The organism is Lysobacter sp. CA199, assembly GCF_052078715.1.
Lineage (GTDB): Bacteria > Pseudomonadota > Gammaproteobacteria > Xanthomonadales > Xanthomonadaceae > Lysobacter.
On the sequence record NZ_JBQJIL010000009.1, the window covers coordinates 345,040 to 366,531 of the forward strand.

The 21,492-nt window shown below is 65.4% G+C and carries 22 protein-coding genes; 10 read left to right on the forward strand and 12 right to left on the reverse strand.

Going from position 1 to position 21,492, the window contains the following annotated elements:
* Nucleotides 1-123: 123 nt before the first annotated feature.
* Both ACTOWJ_RS18340 and ACTOWJ_RS18345 read right to left on the reverse strand, forming a co-directional pair.
* Nucleotides 124-1,317: a PQQ-dependent sugar dehydrogenase gene (locus ACTOWJ_RS18340; RefSeq protein ID WP_441336050.1), complete on the reverse strand. Its 1,194-nt coding sequence runs from the start codon at nucleotides 1,315-1,317 to the stop codon at nucleotides 124-126.
* A 270-nt stretch (nucleotides 1,318-1,587) separates the two neighbouring features.
* Nucleotides 1,588-3,495: an ABC transporter ATP-binding protein gene (locus ACTOWJ_RS18345; protein ID WP_441336051.1), complete on the reverse strand. Its 1,908-nt coding sequence runs from the start codon at nucleotides 3,493-3,495 to the stop codon at nucleotides 1,588-1,590.
* A 112-nt stretch (nucleotides 3,496-3,607) separates the two neighbouring features.
* On the opposite strand from ACTOWJ_RS18345, the gene ACTOWJ_RS18350 reads away from it, so the two are divergent.
* Complete coding sequence (locus tag ACTOWJ_RS18350; protein ID WP_441336052.1) at nucleotides 3,608-4,006, forward strand: hypothetical protein; 399 nt, start codon at nucleotides 3,608-3,610, stop codon at nucleotides 4,004-4,006.
* Between the two features lie 390 nt (nucleotides 4,007-4,396).
* On the forward strand, nucleotides 4,397-5,389 hold the full coding sequence (locus tag ACTOWJ_RS18355) for a TolB family protein (protein ID WP_441336053.1): 993 nt from the start codon (nucleotides 4,397-4,399) through the stop codon (nucleotides 5,387-5,389).
* 100 nt (nucleotides 5,390-5,489) lie between these two features.
* On the opposite strand, the gene ACTOWJ_RS18360 is transcribed toward ACTOWJ_RS18355, so the two are convergent.
* Nucleotides 5,490-5,816 (reverse strand): NIPSNAP family protein, encoded by a 327-nt coding sequence (locus ACTOWJ_RS18360; protein ID WP_441336054.1) that lies wholly within the window; start codon nucleotides 5,814-5,816, stop codon nucleotides 5,490-5,492.
* 209 nt (nucleotides 5,817-6,025) lie between these two features.
* Between ACTOWJ_RS18360 and ACTOWJ_RS18365 the strand changes: the two genes are divergently transcribed.
* The gene (locus ACTOWJ_RS18365; protein WP_441336055.1) at nucleotides 6,026-6,250 is read left to right on the forward strand and encodes a hypothetical protein; all 225 of its coding nucleotides are present in this window, start codon (nucleotides 6,026-6,028) and stop codon (nucleotides 6,248-6,250) included.
* A gap of 63 nt (nucleotides 6,251-6,313) precedes the next feature.
* Here ACTOWJ_RS18365 and ACTOWJ_RS18370 read toward each other — a convergent pair whose 3' ends face one another.
* Nucleotides 6,314-6,673, reverse strand: coding sequence for a hypothetical protein (locus tag ACTOWJ_RS18370; protein WP_441336056.1), 360 nt, complete (start codon nucleotides 6,671-6,673; stop codon nucleotides 6,314-6,316).
* A gap of 195 nt (nucleotides 6,674-6,868) precedes the next feature.
* Here ACTOWJ_RS18370 and ACTOWJ_RS18375 point away from each other — a divergent pair, with 195 nt between their 5' ends.
* Complete coding sequence (locus ACTOWJ_RS18375) at nucleotides 6,869-8,443, forward strand: fumarate hydratase (protein WP_441336057.1); 1,575 nt, start codon at nucleotides 6,869-6,871, stop codon at nucleotides 8,441-8,443.
* A 152-nt stretch (nucleotides 8,444-8,595) separates the two neighbouring features.
* Here the strand turns inward: ACTOWJ_RS18375 and ACTOWJ_RS18380 are convergent, their stop codons facing one another.
* The 3 genes from ACTOWJ_RS18380 to ACTOWJ_RS18390 all read right to left on the reverse strand — a co-directional run bounded on the left by ACTOWJ_RS18380 (nucleotide 8,596) and on the right by ACTOWJ_RS18390 (nucleotide 11,523).
* Nucleotides 8,596-9,567, reverse strand: coding sequence for a patatin-like phospholipase family protein (locus ACTOWJ_RS18380; RefSeq protein ID WP_441336058.1), 972 nt, complete (start codon nucleotides 9,565-9,567; stop codon nucleotides 8,596-8,598).
* 96 nt (nucleotides 9,568-9,663) lie between these two features.
* A complete protein-coding gene (locus ACTOWJ_RS18385; protein ID WP_441336108.1) occupies nucleotides 9,664-10,833 on the reverse strand; it encodes a phospholipase A in 1,170 nt (389 codons plus the stop codon).
* A 204-nt stretch (nucleotides 10,834-11,037) separates the two neighbouring features.
* The gene (locus ACTOWJ_RS18390; RefSeq protein ID WP_441336059.1) at nucleotides 11,038-11,523 is read right to left on the reverse strand and encodes a DUF456 domain-containing protein; all 486 of its coding nucleotides are present in this window, start codon (nucleotides 11,521-11,523) and stop codon (nucleotides 11,038-11,040) included.
* Nucleotides 11,524-11,737: 214 nt separating this feature from the next.
* On the opposite strand from ACTOWJ_RS18390, the gene ACTOWJ_RS18395 reads away from it, so the two are divergent.
* On the forward strand, nucleotides 11,738-11,947 hold the full coding sequence (locus tag ACTOWJ_RS18395; RefSeq protein WP_441336060.1) for a cold-shock protein: 210 nt from the start codon (nucleotides 11,738-11,740) through the stop codon (nucleotides 11,945-11,947).
* A gap of 683 nt (nucleotides 11,948-12,630) precedes the next feature.
* Here the strand turns inward: ACTOWJ_RS18395 and ACTOWJ_RS18400 are convergent.
* From ACTOWJ_RS18400 to ACTOWJ_RS18410, 3 genes are all read right to left on the reverse strand, one after another.
* Nucleotides 12,631-13,734, reverse strand: a complete 1,104-nt coding sequence (locus ACTOWJ_RS18400) for a M35 family metallo-endopeptidase (protein WP_441336061.1) — start codon at nucleotides 13,732-13,734, stop codon at nucleotides 12,631-12,633.
* A 224-nt stretch (nucleotides 13,735-13,958) separates the two neighbouring features.
* Nucleotides 13,959-14,465, reverse strand: a complete 507-nt coding sequence (locus tag ACTOWJ_RS18405) for a glycine zipper 2TM domain-containing protein (protein ID WP_441336062.1) — start codon at nucleotides 14,463-14,465, stop codon at nucleotides 13,959-13,961.
* 263 nt (nucleotides 14,466-14,728) lie between these two features.
* Entirely contained in the window at nucleotides 14,729-15,181 is a 453-nt protein-coding gene (locus ACTOWJ_RS18410; protein ID WP_441336063.1) for a hypothetical protein, read from the reverse strand.
* Between the two features lie 173 nt (nucleotides 15,182-15,354).
* Here ACTOWJ_RS18410 and ACTOWJ_RS18415 point away from each other — a divergent pair, with 173 nt between their 5' ends.
* Entirely contained in the window at nucleotides 15,355-16,170 is an 816-nt protein-coding gene (locus ACTOWJ_RS18415) for a tRNA threonylcarbamoyladenosine dehydratase (protein WP_441336064.1), read from the forward strand.
* Nucleotides 16,171-16,493: 323 nt separating this feature from the next.
* Here the strand turns inward: ACTOWJ_RS18415 and ACTOWJ_RS18420 are convergent, their stop codons facing one another.
* Nucleotides 16,494-17,258, reverse strand: coding sequence for a TatD family hydrolase (locus ACTOWJ_RS18420; RefSeq protein WP_441336065.1), 765 nt, complete (start codon nucleotides 17,256-17,258; stop codon nucleotides 16,494-16,496).
* Between the two features lie 4 nt (nucleotides 17,259-17,262).
* A complete protein-coding gene (locus ACTOWJ_RS18425; RefSeq protein ID WP_441336066.1) occupies nucleotides 17,263-17,484 on the reverse strand; it encodes a DUF6116 family protein in 222 nt (73 codons plus the stop codon).
* Nucleotides 17,485-17,760: 276 nt separating this feature from the next.
* Between ACTOWJ_RS18425 and ACTOWJ_RS18430 the strand changes: the two genes are divergently transcribed.
* The 4 genes from ACTOWJ_RS18430 (at nucleotide 17,761) to ACTOWJ_RS18445 (ending at nucleotide 21,412) form a co-directional block, all read left to right on the forward strand.
* A complete protein-coding gene (locus ACTOWJ_RS18430; RefSeq protein WP_441336067.1) occupies nucleotides 17,761-18,594 on the forward strand; it encodes a glycine zipper 2TM domain-containing protein in 834 nt (277 codons plus the stop codon).
* A 218-nt stretch (nucleotides 18,595-18,812) separates the two neighbouring features.
* Nucleotides 18,813-19,976, forward strand: a complete 1,164-nt coding sequence (locus ACTOWJ_RS18435; RefSeq protein ID WP_441336068.1) for an acyl-CoA dehydrogenase family protein — start codon at nucleotides 18,813-18,815, stop codon at nucleotides 19,974-19,976.
* Between the two features lie 240 nt (nucleotides 19,977-20,216).
* Nucleotides 20,217-20,774 carry a GNAT family N-acetyltransferase gene (locus ACTOWJ_RS18440; RefSeq protein ID WP_441336109.1) on the forward strand — a complete coding sequence of 186 codons (558 nt, stop codon included), beginning with the start codon at nucleotides 20,217-20,219 and terminating at the stop codon, nucleotides 20,772-20,774.
* Entirely contained in the window at nucleotides 20,738-21,412 is a 675-nt protein-coding gene (locus ACTOWJ_RS18445) for a glutathione S-transferase family protein (RefSeq protein ID WP_441336069.1), read from the forward strand. The genes ACTOWJ_RS18440 and ACTOWJ_RS18445 overlap by 37 nt, the downstream gene beginning before the upstream one ends.
* Nucleotides 21,413-21,492 lie beyond the last annotated feature (80 nt).

The window sequence follows — 21,492 nt, forward strand, 5'->3', positions numbered from 1 at the left end:
TCCGAACGCGGGCGATGGCCGCCGCAACGAAAAGCCGCTTCCGCAAGGAAGCGGCTTTTTTATTTTGTGCGCACAAGAACGCCAACAGCAGCAACCCTGGTTGCGGGCGGAACGGAGAGGAGCTTATTTCGCCGCAGGCGGATCCAACCGCAGCAATTTGCCTTCGTCCTCATCGGTCAACACATACACCTTGCCGTCCGCCGATACGCGTACGTCGCGGATGCGCCAGCCCAGCGGCTTGAGCAGACGCTCTTCCTTGACGATCTTGTCGCCCTCCAGAGTCAGCCGGATCAGGCTGCCGTCGGCGAGCGCGCCTAGAAACAGGCTGTTGTTCCATTCCGAGGCCGGTTGCTCGACCAGGAATGCCATGCCCGACAGCGCCGGCGATACTTCCCATACGTGGTAGGGCGCTTCCATACCCGGTTTTTCCTTGCCCTCGGCTTCGGAAATCTTCAACCCGCTGTAATCGATGCCGTGGGTGACGATCGGCCAGCCGTAGTTCTTGCCGGGTTGCGGCAGATTGATCTCGTCGCCGCCGCGTGGGCCGTGCTCGGCTTCCCATACGGTGCCGGTGCGCGGATCGATCGCCAGCGACTGCATGTTGCGATGGCCGTAACTCCAGATCTCCGGCCGTGCTTCCTTGCGGCCGACGAAAGGATTGTCGGCCGGCACGCTGCCGTCGAGGTTCAGGCGCACCAGCTTGCCCTGCAGTTTGTCCAGCTCCTGCGAAGCCATGCGCTGCTGGCGCTCGCCCTGGGTGATGAAAATATGGCCGCTCTTGTCGAACGCCAGACGCGAACCGAAATGATTAGGGCCGACCAGCTTGGGCTGTTGCTGGTAGATCACCTTGACCTCGGACAAGGCCGAATCGCCCAGCGTGGCGATCGCCACCGCGGTGCCGGCGCTGCCGTCGGGGCCGGGTTCGGCGTAGCTGAGGTAGATGCGTTTGCTGGCGGCGAAATCCGGCGCGAGCACCACGTCGAGCAGGCCGCCCTGGCCTTTGGCCCAGACCTGCGGGACGTTGCCGATCGGCGCGGAGATCGCGCCGTCGGCAGCGACGCGGCGCAGCCGGCCGGGGCGTTCGGTGACCAGGAAACCGCCGTCGGGCAGCAATGCGACCGCCCAGGGATGTTCCAGTCCGCTGGCGATTTCGGTCACCCGTATTTCGCCCAGTTCGCTCGGCGTCTGGTGGGTGACGGCCTGCTTGGGCGCGGGCTTGGCCGAGGTGGCGGCTTCGGCGCCGCCGCCGCGATCGCAGGCGGACAGGCTCAGCAGCAAAGCGGCGCACAGCAGGCCGCGTCGTAGGACAGAAGTCATGCGTGGCTCCTGGAAACGAGAAGAAGCGTGATCGGACGTAGCCTCACCATAGCCGGCGCGGCAGGCGAGGACAATTCGATGCTGTCTATCGGTCCGTCGCGGGCGAAGCTTGCCGATTGCCTCGCAGCCGGGGCTGCGCGGTTTGCGCCAGTTCGTGGTCGCGGCTCGCGCCGCTCCTACAGGTAGCCCATGTAGGAGCGGCGCGAGCCGCGACCGCGCAAACACAGCAACGTCGAAACCCGCGCGACCGTCGTCGACCCACGACCGCAGTCAGCGATACCCGGCCGCCTGCAATTCGAACAATTCCGCATAACGTCCGCCCTGTGCCAGCAATTGCTCGTGCGTGCCGCTGGCCTCCAGCCGGCCCTCGGCCAGCACCAGGATCCGGTCGGCCATGCGCACGCTGGAGAAACGATGCGAGATCAGCACCGCGGTCTTCTCGTCGGACAATTCCTTGAAGCGTTGGAACACTTCGAATTCGGCGCGCGCGTCGAGCGCGGCAGTGGGCTCGTCGAGGATCATCACCTGCGCATCGCGCATGTAGGCGCGCGCGATCGCGATCTTCTGCCATTGCCCGCCGGACAGGTCCACGCCGTTCTTGAACCGGCGCCCGATCGGCTGGTCGTAGCCCTTGGGCAGCCGTTCGATCACTTCATCGGCCATCGAGCGCCGCGCCGCTTCGCGGATGCGCGCGATGTCGGTCATCTCGTCGATCTGGCCCACGCCGATGTTCTCGCCGGCGGTGAGGTGATACCGGACGAAGTCCTGAAAGATCACCCCGATGCTCGAACGCACCTGATCCAGGTCGTACTCGCGCAGATCGCGGCCGTCGAGCAGGATCCGGCCCTCGTCGGGGTCGTACAGCCGCGCCAGCAGCTTCACCAACGTGGTCTTGCCGGCGCCGTTCTCGCCGACCAGGGCTAAGACTTCACCCGCACGCAGTTCAAAATCCAGCCCGCGCAGCGCCCAGCGTTCGGCATCGGGATAGCGAAAGCCCACGTTCTCGAACACGAATCCGCGTTGGATCGGCTTGGGCACCGTCGCCGGTTCGGCGGGCGAAACGATTTCCGGGACCACCTCGAAGAACGAGAACAGATCGTCCAGGTACAACGCCTGGCTGGCGACTTGCGAGAAACCGACCAAAAGCCCTTCCAGCAATTGGCGTAGCCGGCGAAAACTGCCGGCCAAAAAGGTCAGATCGCCGATGCTGAAATCCCCCCGCACCGTGCGCCAGGCGATGTAGCCGTAGGCGATGTAATAGCCCAGCGTGCCCAACCCGGCCAACAACGTGCCCCAGAACGCGCGGCGGCGGGCGAGGGCGCGGTTGGCCTTGAAGAATCCGTCGGCGAGCTCGCGGTACTTGGTGATCAGGAATCGGTGCAGATTGAAGATCTTCACTTCCTTCGCCGTTTCCACGCTCGCGCCCATCTGGCGCACGTATTCGAGCTGGCGCCGCTCCTGGGTCCAGGCGAAGTTGAGCGAATAGCCCAGCGCGTTGAAATGCGCCTCGCCGACGAAGGCCGGAATCAGCGCCACCGCCAGCAGCAGGATCAGCCAGGGTGCGTAGACCAGCAGGCCGATCGCGAAGCTGACCACGGTGATGGTGTCCTGCACCTGGCCGAACAACTGGCTCATCAGGCTCATGCGGCCCATTGTCTGACGACGCGCGCGGTCGAGCTTGTCCTGCAGATCGGGGTCTTCGAAATCCTCCAGATCCAGGGTCGCCGCGTGCTCCATCAGGCGCACGCTGGTGACGTTGGTGAACAACTCCGAGAGCAGCGAATCGCCGTAGTTGACGACACGGCCGAGCAGGTCGGAGCCGATCGCCAGGCCGAACTCCAAAGCCAGCAGCGTCAGCAACGTGTCCAGTCGACCACTCGCCCAAGCTTCGGGCAGCGAGCCGAAGCCGTGCCCCGTCGCGACCAGGCGCACCGCTTCATCGATGATGAGCTTGCCGACGTAGAGCGTGGCCACCGGCAGCAAGGCGCGGACCAGACGCAAGCCCAGGGTGATCAAGGTCAGCGAGGGGCTGGTGGCCCAGATCTGCTGGAGGAACGGCCGCAGGTTGCGCAGCGCGTCGAAGCGTTCGCGCAGGCTGGGTTTGCCGTCGGTGCCGGCGCTCCGGCCGGGAGCGGGAGATCCGGTTCGGGGTGTCGCCGCGTCGCTGGGAGTGCTCATGGCCCGATTGTGCCCAAGTCGCGCGAGCAGGTGTGTGGAGGTCCCGCCGCCGTCTGACAGCGTGCGCATCGCATGCGATGCTATCGCCGCCCATCATGCCAAGGAGCGGTCCATGGATCAGTGGGTACGGCGGCCGTCAGTTGCCATCGTCGCGTGTCTGCTTGCCGCGGTGAGCCTGCCGGCCTGGGCCTCCGATCCCGGCGTCAGCATGTTCGCGATGTTTTTCGCGGTCTACCTCGTGCTGTTCGCCCTGGCGTACTCGCTGATCTGGGCGGTCAGCTTCTTCCTGAGTCCGCCTTGGCGCTGGCTGGCGCGGGCCGTGGCGATCGCGGCGTTCTTCGCGCCCGGATTCACCGACGGCTGGGTCATGCCGGCGGTGGCGCTGCTCGGTTGGTCCGAACACGAGCACATGCAACCTCACGCGGTGATCAGCCTGTTGTTGACCACCGCGGTGGCATGGAAGAGCCTGTACTGGTTCTTTTCGCAGCCGCGGTGGGACACTGCGGTCTAGTTCGCCGCCGCGGGTTCGCCGAACAGCGGCCGGGAGAAGCTGCGCTCGCAGCTGACGATGAAGCGTTTGTGCGTCGCGCAGGACACCGCGGCCAGACATTCGGGATCTTAAAACTGAACATCGCCAGGGCGATGTCGTTGTGACCCTTCGAGGCTATGAAGTAGCCGTGGCGGGTGCCGCAGAACTTTCCGCGAAGCGTTGCCCCAGGAACAAAACCCTGTCGCGATCGATGCATTGCGACCCGCATCACTGCGAAACATCGGCGACTCGATTGTGATGCGCGAATCGTCGCAGAATCTGGCGCAGTCGAAAATCCGGACCGGATGCCGGAAAGCCACCCCGATGTCAGTCAGCAGCGACGACTCCGCTCATTTCAAAGGACAGGCAACTATGCAAAAGCAAACGATCTCGCTGCTGATCATGGCGTGCCTGTGGCCTGTGTTGGCCAGCACGCAAGTCCGGTCCCAGGCCGCTCCCGCCTGCCGTTCGGATACTGCCAGGCAGATCGCGATCAGCGGTCCGGCGCTCGGCGCCAGTTTCCAGAATCCGTGTTTCTCGCCGAACGGACGGGTGCTGGCCTTCACCAATTTCAGTCAACGTTACAACACGGGAAAATCGGTGGTGCGGACCGTATCCGCCGAGGGCGGCACGGTGTTGCGCGCCCTCAGCCCCACCTCCGCGCAAAGCGTGAACCTGCCGGGGCAATGCTGGTCCGCGGCCACCGACGAGGTGGTCTATTCGAGCGATGTCGTGGAACGCGACGAAATCTATCTGGCCCCCGCGGCAGGCGGCAGCCCGGCGACGCGCGTTACCCGCCGGGCCGGCTTCCTGGCGTGGGAGCCGTCGATCTCGCCGGTGCTGGCCGACGGCAAGCGCTGGATCGTGTTCGAGTCGCACAGCGAAGCCGATCCGGACGCCGGCGGCGAGCTGTGGAAGATTCGCAGCGACGGCGCCGAGTTGGCGCTTCTGACGCAGGGCCATAACGATCGACAACCGGAGTGGTCGCCCAAGGGCGACAAGATCGTGTTCCAGCGTCAGGTCGGCGAGGAAAAGTGGGACGTGTTCACGCTGGATGTCGCCACCGGCACTGTGTTCAACGTGACCAATGCCGGCGGGCTGTTCAACACCGACGCGTCCTGGTCGCCGAGCGGAAACTACATCGTGTATTCATCCGGCGATACCGATATTGAGATCGCCAACCTCTTCGTGATTCCGGCCGCGGGCGGCAATCGCATTCGCGTCACCCGCAGTTGCGGGCTCGACGGAGCACCGGGCTGGTCCCCGGACGGCAGCACGATCGCCTTCGAATCGGCGCCGTTCGATCCGGACGCGCAAGGCAGCACGACCTTGTGGCTGATCGACGCGCCGCCTGGCATTCGCTGATAGCGGGGCGCATCGACATCGATGCGCATGGCCGGAGTCTCAGGAGAAGGGCGGCCGAAACGCCGCCCTTCTGTCGCAACCGGCGTCGGCGCGAGGGCGGTCAGCCTTTCGCGGCCTTGCCGTCGCCGAACACCGGCCGGAAGAAACTGCGCTCGTAACTGACGATAAAGCGCTTTTCTGTCGCATAGGCGATCGCGGCCAGACAGTCAGGATCTTCGAACGAGCGCGCGCGATAGTCCTCGTAGGCGGCCATGCTCGGAAAACTGAACATCGCCAGGGCGATGTTGTTGTGGCCCTCGGAGGGCATGAAGTAGCCGTGGTGGGTGCCGCCGAATTTTTCCACCAACGCGATCCACAGGCGGCCGTAATGCTCGAACTCGGCCAACTGGTAGGGATCGACGACGTAGCGCAGGTAGCAGGTGATCATGCGGGTATCCTCGATACGGCCCGGTACCGTCGTGCGGCGCGGGCATGAATGGGCGTGACCGGCGCGGTCCGGGCCCGGCCGGTGCGAATGCTGGCGCGAACATACTGCACTGCAGCTGGAACTGCGACGGCGCTGCCGCTAAGTTGGGCGCGCTCCAAGAGGAGCGCTCGGCCGCGACGGCCGATCTGTCATCGAAAAGGAGAGTTCGAATGAAGCTTGGGATTTTGAAGGGATGGCGTTCCACCGCGGCGTTGGCCGTATTCGCCTTCGCGTTTGCCTTCGGCGCGACCGCGAACACCCGCAACCTGATCATCTGCGCCGGCGGCGTGTATTGCGATGCCGAGGTGCGCCAGCCTTGTCTGGCCGGCGGCGGCAGTTGGTCCGAGTGCGAGATGCCCTGGCGGATGTGCGTACTGGACGCCTGCCCGCAATAATCCATCACAGGGTTTCAGCGGTACCGCTTCCCCGTTCGCGGGGAAGCGGTTGCCCGCGGCGGGTCAGATGGTCGCGCCCAACATGAAGATCGGCAGGTACATGGCCCACACCGTGAATCCGACAGCGGCCATGCCGAGCACCACGCCGGCCACGCAAGCAAGCAGATCGCGCCAGCGTTTCGGTGCCAGCGCCCATACCGCCAGCACCGGCACGGGCAGGGCGGACAGCACCCAGGGATAGTCGACCATCAGCCGGGTCGCCGCCGGCAGATCGGCACCGAAGCTCACGAACACTTGCTCGAACTGCGGCACCACCCAGATCGGTGCGATGCCGCAGGCGAAGGCAATCAACAGGCCGATGCCCGGCAGCACCGGATTGAACGGCACCGCGGGCGCGGGCGATGAGGTTGGAGGCGTTTGCATCGGGGGATCTTAATCCGGCCCCGGCCGGCGCGTGGGCTGGCGTCGGGCGCCGCCGCACCGCCCGTTGCAAGGGGCGGCTCGTGGGGGGCTCGCAGGGACTGGCTCAAGCGGCCTCGAAGCCGCCGGCTCACGCAGGGCCCAAGCCGGGCCGGACGGGTAGAATAGTCGTCCCACACCGCCAGCCCACCGCCCGCCGTGACCGCAACCCCGTCTTCGGCCGCCTCCAGCGGCCCCGTCGTCATCCGTCAGGACGACCTGATCCAGTCCATCGCCGATGGCCTGCAGTACATCAGCTATTACCACCCGGTCGACTACATCAAGAACCTCGCGGCCGCGTACGAGCGCGAGGAAAGCGTCGCCGCCAAGGACGCGATCGCCCAGATCCTGATCAACTCGCGCATGTGCGCCGAGGGTCACCGGCCGATCTGCCAGGACACCGGCATCGTCACGGTGTTCCTGGAAATCGGCATGGACGTGCGCTGGGACGGCGCGACCATGGGCGTGGAGGACATGGTCAACGAAGGCGTGCGCCGCGCCTACAACCATCCCGACAACAAGCTGCGCGCCAGCGTGCTGGCCGATCCGGCCGGCAAGCGCAGCAACACCAAGGACAACACGCCGGCCGTCGTCAACGTCAAAGTCGTCCCGGGCAATACGGTCGACGTGATCGTCGCGGCCAAGGGCGGCGGTTCGGAAGCCAAGTCCAAGTTCGCGATGCTCAACCCGTCCGATTCGATCGTCGACTGGGTGCTCAAGACCGTGCCGACCATGGGCGCGGGCTGGTGCCCGCCGGGCATGCTCGGCATCGGCATCGGCGGCACCGCCGAGAAGGCGATGCTGCTGGCCAAGGAATCGCTGATGGAGCCGATCGACATCACCGATCTGCAGGCGCGCGGCGCCAGCAATCGCGCAGAAGAACTGCGCTTGGAGCTGTACGAGAAGGTCAACGCGCTCGGCATCGGCGCGCAGGGCCTGGGCGGTCTGACCACGGTGCTCGACATCAAGGTCAAGGATTACCCGACTCACGCCGCCAATCTGCCGGTGGCGATGATCCCGAACTGCGCCGCAACCCGCCATGCGCACTTCACCCTCGACGGCAGCGGCCCGGTTATGCTCGATCCGCCGTCGCTGGAAGACTGGCCGAAACTGACGTACGACTCGTCCAAGGGCCGGCGTGTCGACCTGGACACGGTCACGCCCGAAGACGTCGCCAGTTGGAAGCCCGGCGAAGTGCTGCTGCTCAACGGCAAGCTGCTGACCGGCCGCGACGCCGCGCATAAGCGCATGATCGACATGCTCAACAAGGGCGAGGCGCTGCCGGTCGATTTCAAGGGCCGTTTCATCTATTACGTCGGCCCGGTCGATCCGGTTCGCGACGAAGTCGTCGGCCCGGCCGGTCCGACCACGGCCACGCGCATGGACAAGTTCACCGAACAAGTGCTGGCGCAGACCGGTCTGCTCGGCATGGTCGGCAAGGCCGAGCGCGGCCCGGCCGGCATCGACGCGATCAAGAAGCACCGTTCGGTGTACCTGATGGCGGTCGGCGGCGCGGCCTACCTGGTGTCGAAGGCGATCAAGGCCTCGCGCGTGGTCGGTTTCGCCGACTTGGGGATGGAAGCGATCTACGAGTTCACCGTGCAGGACATGCCGGTGACGGTCGCGGTCGACAGCGCCGGCGAGTCGGTGCACAAGACCGGGCCGAAGGAATGGCAGGCACGGATTTCAGGCGGAATGATCGGTAAGATTCCGGTGGTGGTCGAGCCGGCCTGATCGTCGTTTCCGCCCCGAAAATTTTTCCGACGTCCTCCTGTAGGAGCGGCGCGAGCCGCGACTGCGAATCCGCAACTACGATGAAACTTTCGAAGTGATTGCGGATTCGCAGTCGCGGCTCGCGCCGCTCCTACAGGGCGTTGGTGTGGCTTTCAGAGCCTCTTGACCAACTGCGCCAGCATCTTCTTGGTCGCCGGCCGTGTCAGGTATTCCTTGGCCAGGGTTTCCAGCGCCAGCACGTTGGTCTCGCTGGTGTCGTCCAGATCGTCCAGGCCCACCAACAACTCGGCCTGCATGCGGTAGTAGCCGTCGCCGACCAACTGCCGGGCGATGTAATCCACCGAATCGGTATTGCCGTCGAACAGCACGTCGATGATCGGCACCGCCCATTCCAGCGCGCCCCAGGAGCGCGCCGATTCCAAATCGATGCTGCGCGTGCGCTCGCCGGTGCCCACCGACAACACCACCAGGTCGCGGCTGTTGTCGACGTTGGCGTCCTTGCGCAACGCCTCGGCGATCGCGCAGGCGGTCGGGTTGTTGGCGACCACGCCGCCGTCGATCAACGCGCAGGCCTTGCCTTCCACCAGCATCGGATGCGCCGGGAAATAGGTCGGCGCCGCGCTGGAGGCGCGACACACTTCCCATACCGACAGATCGCGATGTTTCTCGTCGAAACTCTTGAAGATCACCGGCGTGCGCGAAATCGTGTCGTAGGCGGTGATCAGCACCGGCACCTTCAACTGGCCCAGCGTGGTCTTGCCGAACACCTTGCGCAGCACCTTCTCGATGCCGGTGCCGTCGTAGCGCGGCGCCGACATGCCGTCGCTGATCAACCGGTTGGCGCGCGACCACAAACGGCCGGCGAGATTGGGGAAAATCACGTGACGCTGCGCTCGATACAACTGCGCCAGCGCATCCGGCGTGATCCCGCTGGCCAGACCGCAGGCGACCAGCGCGCCGGTCGAACTGCCGGCGATCAAGTCGAAATTCTTCAATATGCCGTTCTTGCCGGCCTGGGCCTTTCCCGCTTGAACCAGCGCCTGTTCCAGGCCGGCCAGCCAGTGGCAACTCACCAGGCCGCGTATGCCTCCGCCGTCCAGCGAGAGGATGCGCCGCATTTTCATCGGATTCTCCGTCTATCCGATCAAGCCTAACGCGTGCCGATTACGTGTCGGGTTGCAGACGTCGCAGTTTTTACGTTTGCATGAGAGCCGCCGCGTTCAGTACCACTCCAGCAGCGACACGCCCAGGCCGATGTAGGTCGCGCGGTGGTTGTAGTCGATCATGCTCTCGCCGTAGCCGTCGAAGATCTGCAGATGGCCGCGCAACTGGTTGTGGATCGGGAAACCCCAATCGAACTGCAGCGCGCCGTGCGAGCGGTCGCCGCCGCGCAGCGAATGCCGCGCCATCAGCGAAAACTCGTGGCCGCCGCGGGTGTGCACGATGGTGATGTCGCCGCGGCCGATGTAATCCTCGATATCCGGATTGTCGTCGTCGTTGCCGTCGGAGATCCGCCACCACGGCCGCGCGACGATCGCCCAGTTCTCGCGATCCAGACCGATCTGGCCGATCACCCGGTTCCAACTGCGCGAGAACGGATCGGCGCGGCCGTTGGACTGGTGGTTGACGCCGATCCCGGCCATGCGCCCGTTCCAGCCGCCGATGCGGTAGTTGTTGCGGAACACCAGCATCACTTCCGGCTCGTAGTTGGTTTCGCGGAACGGGCGCGAATCCTCGGCGTTGTAGACCTGCCAGCGCGAGGACTGGGTGTAACCCATCCATACATCGCCGTTGTCGCCGAACAGGTTCTCCACCGCCTTGGTCTTGAAGCTGATCTGGAACTTGGCCTCGATGTCCTTGAGCGATTGCGGCTCGGCGACGGTGTTGCGCGGGTTGGGCGAGTGCGGCAGCGTGTTGGGGTCGTCGTTCCAGAACACCGGCAACAGGTACACCGGCTTGTAGGCGCGGAAGTTGAACACGCCCAGCTTGGAATCCTTGGCCAGCTCCCAGCGGCTGTCGAGCAGTCCGCCCTTGCCGGCGTTGGCGATCGCATCATTCAGCGGCTCGTCGTGACTGAACACGCTGCCCTTGACCGCGCGGCGCGCGCGTTCGCTCACGCTCGGCTTGGGCTCGCCGGCGATCTCGTCGCCGACTTCCAGATTCTTCTGGATCGCCTTGGCCTCCTTGGCGGCGATGTCGGCGTCGCGCACGCCGCCGCTGTGTCGGCCCAGCGCCGCGTCGTAGCAGGCCAGGCGATCGGCATCGATGGAGATCGCCAGGCAGGCTTCGGGTGTGGCCGGCGTCGGCGCGGCCTGAGCGTGGACCAGCACGGGCGCGGCCGCGAATGCGATCAGCAAAGCGGAGCAGGCGTGGGGCAGGGTTGGTTTCATCATGTGTCGGACGGTTCCAGGGCGGGTTCCGGCGGGTGCGGCGTCGCGCAGCAGTCTTGCATTGGGTTGCGAACGAAACGTGAATCGATGCGTTCGTCGGTGGCGTCAGGTGGCGTCGTTTGCGCGGCTGGTTCGGTAACCATCAGTGCGTCGGGACGATGCGCTCAAGCAGGCGCGACGCCCGCTTGAGCGCGGCTCGGCGACTCACAGGAACCAGGCGAGCGCGAACAGGCCGAGCATCGCGAACGCCAGGCCGAGCTTGAGCACGGTGCCGACCACGATGCCCACCCAGGTGCCGACGCCGACCTTGGTGGCCTGGTCGAGCTGGCGGGTATGGATCAACTCGCCGATCAGCGCGCCCAGGAACGGGCCGATGAACACCCCGATCAGGCCGAAGGCAAGTCCGGCGAAGGTGCCGATGATCGAGCCGATGATCGCCAGCTTGCTGGCTCCGACCCGCTTGGCGCCCATCGCCGTGGCGGCGAAATCCACCCCCATCGACAGCACCGTCAGCAGGCCCAGCACCACCAGCATCAGCCAGCCGACTTTCTGGAAATCCGAGACCCACGAGGCCAGCACCATGCCGGCGAACACCAGGGGCAGGCCGGGCAGCGCGGGCAGTACCGTGCCGACGATTCCGACCACCACCAGTACGCCCGCCAATATGTAATAAAACGTATCTAAATCCATGCCGGACCCCTGTCCGGACGGGTTGTCCGGGCTGTTTGCATTTTGGACCATGTCGGGGTACGTTGCGGTCGCTGCGTTTGCCAAGGGTCACCGTGAATCGTGGCCCGATGCGGTAGATCCATCGATCCGCTACATCGTTGCACCTCGCTTCCTCCTTGCAACCAGCACGCGATGATTCGCGTTAACAAAACCACGTTCCAAGGAGAGAGTAGCGATGTCCGGTAAAGAGTTCGGAACCGTAAAGTGGTTCAACGATGCCAAGGGTTTTGGCTTCATCAGCCGTGAAAACGGCGAAGATGTGTTCGTGCATTTCCGCGCGATCCAATCCCAGGGCTTCAAGAGCCTGAAGGAAGGCCAGAAGGTCTCCTTCACCGTGGTGCAGGGCCAGAAGGGCCTGCAGGCCGACGCCGTCGAGCCGTTGTAAAGACGTAGGCTTCGATGCTGCAGCGCCGCAAGGCGCAGCGGTCGAGTCAGAGAAACCCGGCTTCGGCCGGGTTTTTCTTTTGTGTAATTTTGATGCCTGTCACAAATACGAATATTCACTCGCCGCGACCACAGCCGGCGCCTTGTCGGTCGCCTGCGACCCCATCCGATTCGTACTGCGAAACCGCGCCCGCATACCCGGCCTGGCACATTCTCTTCGGGTTTATATCGATTTAAATCGAGGATTATCGGCGCCCGGGCGCGATCGCGGGCCGCGTTGCCGGTGCCGGCCGAATGGAGTTACTCGGTCGCAGATACCCAATTCGATAAAAAACGGGGGTCCGGAAGGACCCCCGGCGGCCGTGCCGGCCGATTCGGCCGGGCTCACCTCCTTGTGCGGCAAACCCGCGAACCGGTGTTCCGATTCCTCGCCCCACACCGATTCGATCGCCCGCGCCACGACCGGGCGCGGAGAGCCTGCGTCGGCTGCGCGGCGGGCCTCGTCTCCCGCCGCGCCTGCGTGCCTCCTGCATCGCTGCGCGCTTCCTGCGCCGGGCTCGCAGATATCCAACGTGCGCGCCCGGGCGACGGGGTTGGCGGCACGCAAAAAAAAGGCCCGCCGTAGCGGGCCGTGGAGCGGACGAACCCGCCCGCGCCTGGGCGCGGACGGGCCGGCGGCCGCGATCAGTTCTGGAAGGGCGTGTTCTCGGCGAAGTACTCGTGGTTGTCGGCGTTGTCGAGCGCGTTGGTCGGATTGGTGTTGGCCAGGTTCCTCGCGCCGGATTGTCCGTAGACGTGGTCGTCGGTGCCGGCCACGACGGTGAAGTGGCTCATCTCGTGGATCAGCGTGCCGGCCTTGGAGTCGGTGCCGGTCAGCGGCGCATTCCAGAACGCGTTGCACACGTAGATCTGGTACGGCTGGTTCGGATAGACGTAGGCGTAGGCGCTGCTGGTGCAGCCGCAATTGATGGTGATCTGGCCGCCGCTCTGGTCGATCGCCGAATCGATCGAGGCGAAGTGCGAACGCGCGGTGCTGTAGCGGCTGGAGGTATAGGCGCCGAACCAGGTGGTGTAGCGCGGACCGACGGTGCCGTTGTTGAGATAGCCCTTGGCGTTCTCGGCATAAGTGCGCGCGGAGTTGACCGCCTGACCGGCCGAGCTGGTGCGCGCGGTGGTGCAGCCGACGTAGTTGACGCCGTTGACCACGGCGGTAGGACCGATCGGCTTTTTCGCCGCGGCGAGCTTGGCGCCGCCCAGTTGATCCAGCCCGTCCACCCACAGACTCAGCGGCGCGCTCTGCACCGTCATCGGCAAGCCGTTGGCCTGGTGCAGCATGGTCCGGTCGGAGGTGGATGCGTGCTGCAGCGGCGCGCGGAAGGTCACCACGTATTGGCCGGTCTTGGACAGGTCGTAACCGGCGGACAGATCGACCACGCGGCGCAGGGTTTCGCCCGGCTGCAGGATTGCGAAATCCTCGGCTTGCGGCAGGCCGCGCTTGACCATCGCGCCCTCATAGGCCACCGGCGCGCCGCCGTAGCTGACCGAGAAAAGCTTGGCGTCGAATTGATCCGACGGCAGCTGCCACTTCGGCAGACGCACGGCCTTGCGGCTGGTGTTGGTGATGCTGACCTCGACCGCGCCGAGGAAATCGTCGGCGCCGCCGGTCATCGCGACCATGCCGACGCGCAGTGGGTTGTTCTGCACGCTGGGTGGCGTGGCGACGGCGGCGGCGATGGCGCCGGTCAGAACGGCGCCCACGGAAACCACATGCACGAAGCGAAGTTTCATTCCGATCTCCTGATCTTGCGATGGCTAGGTCCGCGAGGCGGACGCGAATGACCCTAGCGCAAGGCTCGTTCGAAGAAGACCCCAATAGGTGCTCCAGTTCCGCGCCTAATCGTGATGCGGGTTATGAACCAATCGCTATGTGCGCGTACAACGAAAACGGCCCGCGATGCGGGCCGTTGTGTTTCGTTACATTGTTTCACCGCTGCACCCGAAGGCGTGAATCCTCAGCGGATGTAAGCGCGGCCGTTGGAGATGCGCACGTAGGTGTTCTCGCGGATGCCGCTGAGATCCTTCTGCGTGACCACGGTGGTGCGGCCGTCGTCCATGCGCACGTAGACGTTGTAGCTCGGCGCGCCGACCCGGTTCTGGATCGCATTGCCGGCGATGGCGCCTGCGACCGCGCCGCCGACGGTGGCGCTGTTCTTGCGGCCCTTGCTGTCGGTGTGGTCGTCGGCGATCTTGCGGCCTGCGACCGCGCCGACCAAGCCGCCCAACACCGCACCGGTCGCGCTGGGCGCCGTGCTCTGGGTGCTGATCTGTTCGATGCGGGTGACAATGCCGCAGTCGTAGCAGTTGTTGTTCTGATTGGGGTAGTTGGATTGCGGCGGATAGTTGTTGTAGCCGCCGTTGTTGTAACCGCCACCGCTGTAACCCGGCGACGTCGCGCAACCGGCCAGCGCCAGCGTGGCGACGGTCGCTACGCCCAGCAATCGGATGTTGTTGATATTCATTCCAGGCTCCTGCGCTTGTGCATGCGAAGTGGCGGACAGTCGCCACGCGCTGCCAAGCTATAAGCCGGCACGTGAACGCGTGTTCAATTTATGTGCCGCACATCGGGTGTGTTCAGCTGGCGGCAGGGCGGTGGCCGATGCGGAGCCGATCAGGGCCAATCGGGGCCCAACGAATACGGCCCAGCATGCGCGGGGCCGTTGGATTGGATCTGGCGATCACGATGGCGCGGCTGGGCGCGATCGTGTCGGGGCGATGCCGCCGATCAGCCGCGGAAATCCTGATGGCAGGCCTTGCAGGCTTCGCCGATCTGTTGCGACACCGTGGTCACGCCGGGGCAGCTCACCGGCGGATTGGCCATGGCTCCATCGAGCGCGGCGCGCATCTTGGCCGAATGCTGGGCGAAGCGCGCATCGTCCTTGAGATCCGGGAAGGCCGGGTCGAGGTCGTCGGCCATCGTGCGCAAGGCCTTGATGTGCGGCAGCGTGTCGGTGGGGCCGCAACGATTTTCCTTGGCCCGGCTTTCCAACTGACCCAGATGCCACGCCTGCACGTGCATGACGCTGTCGGGGAAATGGTCCTTGCGCTGTTCCAGCGCGCGTACCGCCATGACCGTGGCGACGACGCCGCCGATCAGGCCGATCAAAAACAGGAACAAGTATTTCGAACCATTGCCTTTGCGTTTTGCAGGGGCGTTGGTGGGCTGGGTATCGCTCATTGCCTGGCCTCCATCCAAGATCGCCGAACGATAACATGCGGCGATGTGAGGTCCAGATCACGCGCGGCCGGGCAGGGCGCGCGGACAATCGCGTCGCCGACAACACCATCGGCGGTCCGGAGCTTTCCGTGGGAATCGGCGGAATCGGGCCGGCGGGCCACTACAATAGCGGCATGAATTCCGCATCTTCCGACCGCCTCTGGCAAGAACGTTTCGCCGGCATCGACCGTTTGTACGGACAAGGTTCCGTCGCTCGATTCCGCCAATGCCGCATCGCCGTGGTCGGCATGGGCGGGGTCGGTTCGTGGGCGGTGGAAGCGCTGGCCCGCACCGGCATCGGCCATTTGACTCTGATCGACGCCGACGATCTGTGCGTGTCCAACACCAACCGCCAATTGCCGGCGTTGGAGGGCCAGTACGGCCGGGCCAAGGTCGAGGCGATGGCCGAGCGCTGCCGCGCGATCAACCCGGCGATCGAGGTCGACGCGGTGCAGAGTTTTCTGACCCCGTCGAATCTGGACGAGCTGTTGGACCGCGATTTCGATCTGGTGCTCGATGCCTGCGACAGTTTCCGCAGCAAGGTCGAGCTGATTGCGTGGTGCCGTCGGCGCAAGCTGCCGGTGATCGCGGTCGGTTCGGCGGGCGGGCGCACCGATCCGACCCTGGTGCGGGTGCGCGATCTGTCGCGCACCGAGCACGACGCGATGCTCGCATTGATCCGCAAGAAGCTGCGCGGCGAGTTCAATTTCCCGAAGAACCCGGACCGTTACTTCGGCGTCTCGGCGATCTATTCGTTGGAGAACGTGAAGTATCCGCAGCCCGACGGCACGGTGTGCGGCTTGCGGCCCAAGGTCGCCGGCGATGCGGCGCTCAAGCTCGATTGCGGCGCGGGGCTGGGTGCGGCGACGCATATCACCGGTGTGTTCGCGTTCGTCGCGGTGGCAAAGGCGTTGGAGATTGTGCTCAAGCCTAAGGCGAAGGCGGCGTAGTCCGATCTACATCGGTCCCGAAAAGCGTTGGGGCTGAAGCCCCTCCCACAAAAGACTTCGTGAGGTCTTGATCGGCTCCGGCATTCCGAGCCCGAGCCCGAACCCGAACCCGAGCCTGAGCCTGAGCCTGAGCCGAGCCGGAGCCGGAGCCGGAGCCGGAGCCGGAGCCGAGCCGAGCCGGAGCCGGTTCGGATTCGGATTCGGATTCGGATTCGAGAAGCGTCCACGCTGAAGTCTCCCGAACATCAACCAGGGCATCCACGAGGTCTTTTGTGGGAGGGGCTTCAGCCCCGACGCTTTCCGAGCAACGACCCGCAACCCGATCAAGCGATCCCGAACAGCCGCCGGGCATTGTCGGAAGTCGATGCGGCGATGTCCGCCGGCGGCACGCCGCGCAACTGGGCGATGACCTCGCACACATGGCTCAGACGCGCTGGTTCGTTGCGTTGCCCGCGGATCTGCGCATCCGGCTGATCCGGCGCATCGGTTTCCAACAGCAGACAGTCGATCGGCATGGCGGCCACGATGCGCCGTAGCCGTTGCGCGCGATCATAGGTCACCGGTCCGCCGAGTCCGATCAGGAATCCGAGTTTCCACAGCTGCCGGGCCTGTTCTTCGCTGCCCGAGTAACTGTGCACCACCCCGCGCAGGCCGCCGACCCGGCGGATCGCCGCGATGCAGGCGTCGACCGCATGCCGCGCATGCACGATCACCGGCAGATCGAATTCGCGCGCCAGCGCGAGCTGGCCTTCGAAATAGAACGACTGCCGCGGACGATCGAGCCCTTCGACGAAATAGTCCAGCCCGCATTCGCCGACCGCGCAGGGGCGTTCGCGCTCGAGCCAACCGCGCAACTCGTCCAGGTGCTCGGGCCGGTGCGAGTCCAGGTACATCGGGTGCAGGCCATAGGCCGGGTGCAGTCCGTCCCCGGCGCAGACCTCGCGCAGCTTGGGCCAGCCGGCCGCGTCGATCGCCGGAACCACCTGCGTGGCGACGCCGGCGGCGCGCGCGCGTTCGATCACCTGGGCGCGGTCGGAATCGAATTCGGGCGCGTCGAGGTGGCAGTGGCTGTCGATCAGCGCGGGCATGCGCTCAAGCGGCGGGCGGCCGGATGCTGGGCGGTTGCGGATTCTTGCGGCTCTTCCAGTTCGCCAGCAGCAAGGTGCCCAGGCCGAGCAGGATCTCGTCGGCCAGCGGCACGAAGTCGGGAATTACCAGGTCGACCACAAACAAGGCCGCGGTCACCACGAACAGACGCGGATAACTCAGGCGTCCGAGAAAACCCATCAGGGGAGCGAGCAGCGGATTGGCCATGTCGGTGAGGTTGTGACGCAGTTGGCGAACACGCTAGCACGGTGCCGCGTGACGGTTCAGACAGGGGACAGATTAGCGAAAATCAATAGGCACTGGTTCAGCATTCCAGTGGTGGAATGGCGCCGTCCACACACGGTTTGGACGCGCCTCGGGGAGAGGCTTCCGAAAGCCGGCTGCACAGCCGGGTTTCGACGAAGCGATCCGCGGGTCACGGCCAGGCTCAAAACCCCCGCAGGCTCAACATTGCCGCGGTTCCCCCGCTGCAGGAGGCTCCAAATGAACAAGAACATCATTGCCGTCGCGATCGCGTCGCTGCTGGTCGGTGGCGTGGCGGTAGCGGCCTTCCAGAGCTTCCGCGGCCCGTCTGCGGCCGGTCCCACCGCGACGCTGAGCCCGGCCCCGGTCGACGCGCAGGCCACCCTGAACGGCGCCAGCCCGGCCGGCGATCTGGCCGCCAGCGGCGCGATCAACACCGCGCCGCAGGTCGAATACGCCGACGTGGTCAACGTCAAGCCGATCAACCAGAAGGAAAAGCTCTACGCCACCGTGATCGGCACCGATCCGGTCCGCGAGACCAGCACCGTCTCGACCCCGCGCGAAGTCTGCAACGACGTGGTCGTGCAAGAGCGCCTGCCCGAGCGCGACGGCAACGTCGGCGGCACCGTGGCCGGCGCGGTCATCGGCGGCCTGCTGGGCAACCAGGTCGGCGGCGGCAACGGCAAGAAGGCCGCGACCGCGGCCGGCGCCGTGGCCGGCGGCTTCATCGGCAATCGGGTCGACCGCAATCATGTCGGCGGCCGGGTGGTGAACCGCACCGAGCGCCAGTGCCGCACCGTTTCCGACAGCTCGCAGTCCTCGCGCGTGGTCGCTTACAACGTGACCTTCCGTAACCCGGACGGCACCACCGGTACCATGCGCACCGAAAGCAAGCCCGGCAGCCGCATCGCCCTGGGCAACGAGAACAAGGTGGTCGGTTACGACGTGACTTACCGTTATCAGGGCCAGGAGCAGACCATCCGCATGGATGAGCGTCCGACCCAGCGCCTGCCGGTCATCAACGGCCAGGTGGTGACCCAGACCGCTTCGGCGGCGGCGCCGATCCAAGGCTGATCGCCCATCGCGCCAGCAGCACCCAGAACGGGGCCGGAGATCCGGCCCCGTTCTTTTTTGCGCGCGAGGCCGCCGCAAAGCGGAGAATTTGCGCGACCGTGGCGCGGCCTTGCGGATAATGCTTACAAAGCGCCTTAAAACGGACGCGGCCTTACTCCGGCCCGGCGCGGCCATTACAATGGCGGTCTTTCTGCCCAAACAGGACTCCCAAGCCCGCCATGGCCCTGCATCCCTACGATCTCTACGACGTGCGTTCCCTGCTCAGCGAAGAGGAGCGCGCCGTACAGGACACCGTGGCCCGCTTCACCGACGAGCGCGTGATTCCGATCATCGGCGATGCCTTCGACCAAGGCCGTTTCCCCAAGGAACTGGTGCCGGAGATCGCCGAACTGGGCCTGCTGGGCTCCTCGCTGCCGGAAAAATACGGCTGCGCCGGCCTCAACGCAGTCAGCTACGGCCTGATCTGTCAGGAGCTGGAGCGCGGCGACAGCGGCATTCGCAGCTTCGTCAGCGTGCAGTCCTCGCTGTGCATGTACCCCATCTACGCCTACGGCACCGAAGAACAGCGCGAGCGCTGGCTGCCGGGCATGGCCCGCGGCCAGATCATCGGCTGCTTCGGCCTGACCGAGCCGCACGGCGGCTCGGATCCGGCCAATATGAAGACCAACGCCAAGAAGAACGGCGCCGACTGGATCCTCAACGGCTCCAAGATGTGGATCACCAACGGCAACCTGGCCGACATCGCCATCGTCTGGGCGCAGACCGACGAGGGCATCCAGGGCTTCGTGGTCGAGAAGGGCACGCCCGGTTTCGCCGCGCAGGAAATCAAGCACAAGATGAGCTTGCGCGCGTCGGTGACCTCGTCGTTGTTCTTCGACAACGTGCGCGTGCCTGAAGCCAACCGCCTGCCCAACGTCAAAGGCCTCAAGGGCCCGCTGGGTTGCCTGACCCAGGCCCGTTACGGCATCACCTGGGGCCCGATCGGCGCGGCCATCGCCTGCCTCGACGAAGTGCTGGGCTACACCAAGGAGCGCATCCTGTTCGACCGTCCGGTCGCGGCGACCCAGTCGGCGCAGATCAAGATGGCCGAGATGGCGCGCCGCATCACGCTCGCGCAGTTGCTGGTGGTGCAGCTCGGCCGTCTGAAGGATGCCGGCAACATGCAGCCGACCCAGGTGAGCCTGGCGAAGTGGAACAACTGCCGCATGGCCATCGACATCGCGCGCGAATGCCGCGATCTGCTCGGCGGCGCCGGCATCACCACCGAGCATTCGGCGATCCGTCATGCGCTGAATCTGGAATCGGTGATCACCTATGAAGGCACCGAGACGATTCACCAGCTGGTGGTCGGCCGCGAGTTGACCGGGATCAGCGCCTTCTAATTTCGCTGCCGCAGGCAGCACGATATTCCTTCTCCCGCATGCGGGAGAAGAGCCTGCCCCCGAAACGCTTTTGATCGGGGGTGGCCCGCAGGGCCGGATGAGGGCGCGCGGCAACCAATCGCCCGCGGCAACACACGCGATCTCGCGCGTCCCTCACCCCAACCCCTCTCCTGCAAGCGGGAGAGGGCTTCAATCGGTGGACAGGGGCTTGACGATGCGCAGCAGGAGTACGCGACCGTGATGACGATTCCCGACATCCAACTGGAAACGCCGCGCCTGATCCTGCGGCCGCCGTGCCGGGAAGACTTCGACGCCTGGGCCGAATTCATGGCCGATGGCGACCACGTGCGTTACGTCGGCGGTGCCCAGCCGCGTCCGCTGGCGTGGCGCACGATGATGTCGGTGATCGGCTCCTGGGCCGTGCAGGGCTTCGCCTTCTTCTCGGTGATCGAAAAGAGCAGCGGCCGCTGGATCGGCCGGCTCGGCCCGTGGAACCCCGAAGGTTGGCCGGGCACCGAAGTGGGCTGGGGCATCGTCGCCGACGTCAACGGCAAGGGCTACGCGAGCGAAGGTTCGGCCGCGACGATGGATTGGGCGGTCGATCAGCTAGGCTGGACCGAGATCATCCACACCATCGATCCGGAAAACGTCGCCTCCAAGGGCGTCGCGGCCAAGCTGGGTTCGCGTTTCCTGCGCTACGGCCGTCTGCCCGAGCCCTTCCACGAGAAAGAAATCGAAGTCTGGGGCCAATCCGCAGACGAATGGCGCGTGCGCCGCAAGGCCGGAGCCTCGCAGTGATCACCGTCCACGGCTTTTCACCTTCGGGCAACTGCCACAAGCTGCGGTTGCTGCTGGAACAACTCGGCGAGCGCTACCGCTGGGTCGAAGTCGACAGCAGCCAGGGCCAGACCCGCACCCCGGAATTTCTCGCCCTCAATCCCAACGGCAAGGTGCCGGTGGTCGATTTCGGCGACGGCCGCATGCTCAGCGAATCCAACGCGATCTTGTACTACCTCGCCGACGGCAGCGAATTCCTGCCCGGCGATCTGTGGCAACGCGCGCAGGCGTTGAGCTGGATGAACTTCGAGCAGTACAGCCACGAACCCTGCATCGCCGTGGCCCGTTTCATCGCCGGCTGGACGCCGCCGGATTCGCCGCGTCGTGCCGACCTGCCGATGCTGCGCGAACGCGGCCATCAGGCCTTGACGGTGATGGAGCGGCATCTGCAAGCCAAACCCTGGTTCACCGGCGAGCGCTACGGCATCGCCGACATCGCCTTGTACGCCTACACCGACGTCGCCCCGCACGGCGGCATCGCGCTCGATGCCTATCCGGCGCTGCAAGACTGGCTGGCGCGCGTGCGCGCTACGCCGGGCTTCGTCTCCTTGCCGCAACCCGATGCGCAGGCCGCGCAACGGATCGCGCAAACCTCCTGATTCCTTCTCACCGTTGAGCCGACCCGCATGCGGGCGGCGGAGTGTCCGATGTCAGCGCAACCGCAGTCTCCGATCTTCAG

What these genes read in the sequence shown, in the direction of transcription:
- ACTOWJ_RS18340 (WP_441336050.1), bottom strand. Translation starts at nt 1,317, where the DNA reads ATGACTTCTGTCCTACGACGCGGCCTGCTGTGCGCCGCTTTGCTGCTG.
- ACTOWJ_RS18345 (WP_441336051.1), bottom strand. Translation starts at nt 3,495, where the DNA reads ATGAGCACTCCCAGCGACGCGGCGACACCCCGAACCGGATCTCCCGCT.
- ACTOWJ_RS18350 (WP_441336052.1), top strand. Translation starts at nt 3,608, where the DNA reads ATGGATCAGTGGGTACGGCGGCCGTCAGTTGCCATCGTCGCGTGTCTG.
- ACTOWJ_RS18355 (WP_441336053.1), top strand. Translation starts at nt 4,397, where the DNA reads ATGCAAAAGCAAACGATCTCGCTGCTGATCATGGCGTGCCTGTGGCCT.
- ACTOWJ_RS18360 (WP_441336054.1), bottom strand. Translation starts at nt 5,816, where the DNA reads ATGATCACCTGCTACCTGCGCTACGTCGTCGATCCCTACCAGTTGGCC.
- ACTOWJ_RS18365 (WP_441336055.1), top strand. Translation starts at nt 6,026, where the DNA reads ATGAAGCTTGGGATTTTGAAGGGATGGCGTTCCACCGCGGCGTTGGCC.
- ACTOWJ_RS18370 (WP_441336056.1), bottom strand. Translation starts at nt 6,673, where the DNA reads ATGCAAACGCCTCCAACCTCATCGCCCGCGCCCGCGGTGCCGTTCAAT.
- ACTOWJ_RS18380 (WP_441336058.1), bottom strand. Translation starts at nt 9,567, where the DNA reads ATGAAAATGCGGCGCATCCTCTCGCTGGACGGCGGAGGCATACGCGGC.
- ACTOWJ_RS18385 (WP_441336108.1), bottom strand. Translation starts at nt 10,833, where the DNA reads ATGAAACCAACCCTGCCCCACGCCTGCTCCGCTTTGCTGATCGCATTC.
- ACTOWJ_RS18390 (WP_441336059.1), bottom strand. Translation starts at nt 11,523, where the DNA reads ATGGATTTAGATACGTTTTATTACATATTGGCGGGCGTACTGGTGGTG.
- ACTOWJ_RS18395 (WP_441336060.1), top strand. Translation starts at nt 11,738, where the DNA reads ATGTCCGGTAAAGAGTTCGGAACCGTAAAGTGGTTCAACGATGCCAAG.
- ACTOWJ_RS18400 (WP_441336061.1), bottom strand. Translation starts at nt 13,734, where the DNA reads ATGAAACTTCGCTTCGTGCATGTGGTTTCCGTGGGCGCCGTTCTGACC.
- ACTOWJ_RS18405 (WP_441336062.1), bottom strand. Translation starts at nt 14,465, where the DNA reads ATGAATATCAACAACATCCGATTGCTGGGCGTAGCGACCGTCGCCACG.
- ACTOWJ_RS18410 (WP_441336063.1), bottom strand. Translation starts at nt 15,181, where the DNA reads ATGAGCGATACCCAGCCCACCAACGCCCCTGCAAAACGCAAAGGCAAT.
- ACTOWJ_RS18415 (WP_441336064.1), top strand. Translation starts at nt 15,355, where the DNA reads ATGAATTCCGCATCTTCCGACCGCCTCTGGCAAGAACGTTTCGCCGGC.
- ACTOWJ_RS18420 (WP_441336065.1), bottom strand. Translation starts at nt 17,258, where the DNA reads ATGCCCGCGCTGATCGACAGCCACTGCCACCTCGACGCGCCCGAATTC.
- ACTOWJ_RS18425 (WP_441336066.1), bottom strand. Translation starts at nt 17,484, where the DNA reads ATGGCCAATCCGCTGCTCGCTCCCCTGATGGGTTTTCTCGGACGCCTG.
- ACTOWJ_RS18430 (WP_441336067.1), top strand. Translation starts at nt 17,761, where the DNA reads ATGAACAAGAACATCATTGCCGTCGCGATCGCGTCGCTGCTGGTCGGT.
- ACTOWJ_RS18435 (WP_441336068.1), top strand. Translation starts at nt 18,813, where the DNA reads ATGGCCCTGCATCCCTACGATCTCTACGACGTGCGTTCCCTGCTCAGC.
- ACTOWJ_RS18440 (WP_441336109.1), top strand. Translation starts at nt 20,217, where the DNA reads ATGACGATTCCCGACATCCAACTGGAAACGCCGCGCCTGATCCTGCGG.
- ACTOWJ_RS18445 (WP_441336069.1), top strand. Translation starts at nt 20,738, where the DNA reads ATGGCGCGTGCGCCGCAAGGCCGGAGCCTCGCAGTGATCACCGTCCAC.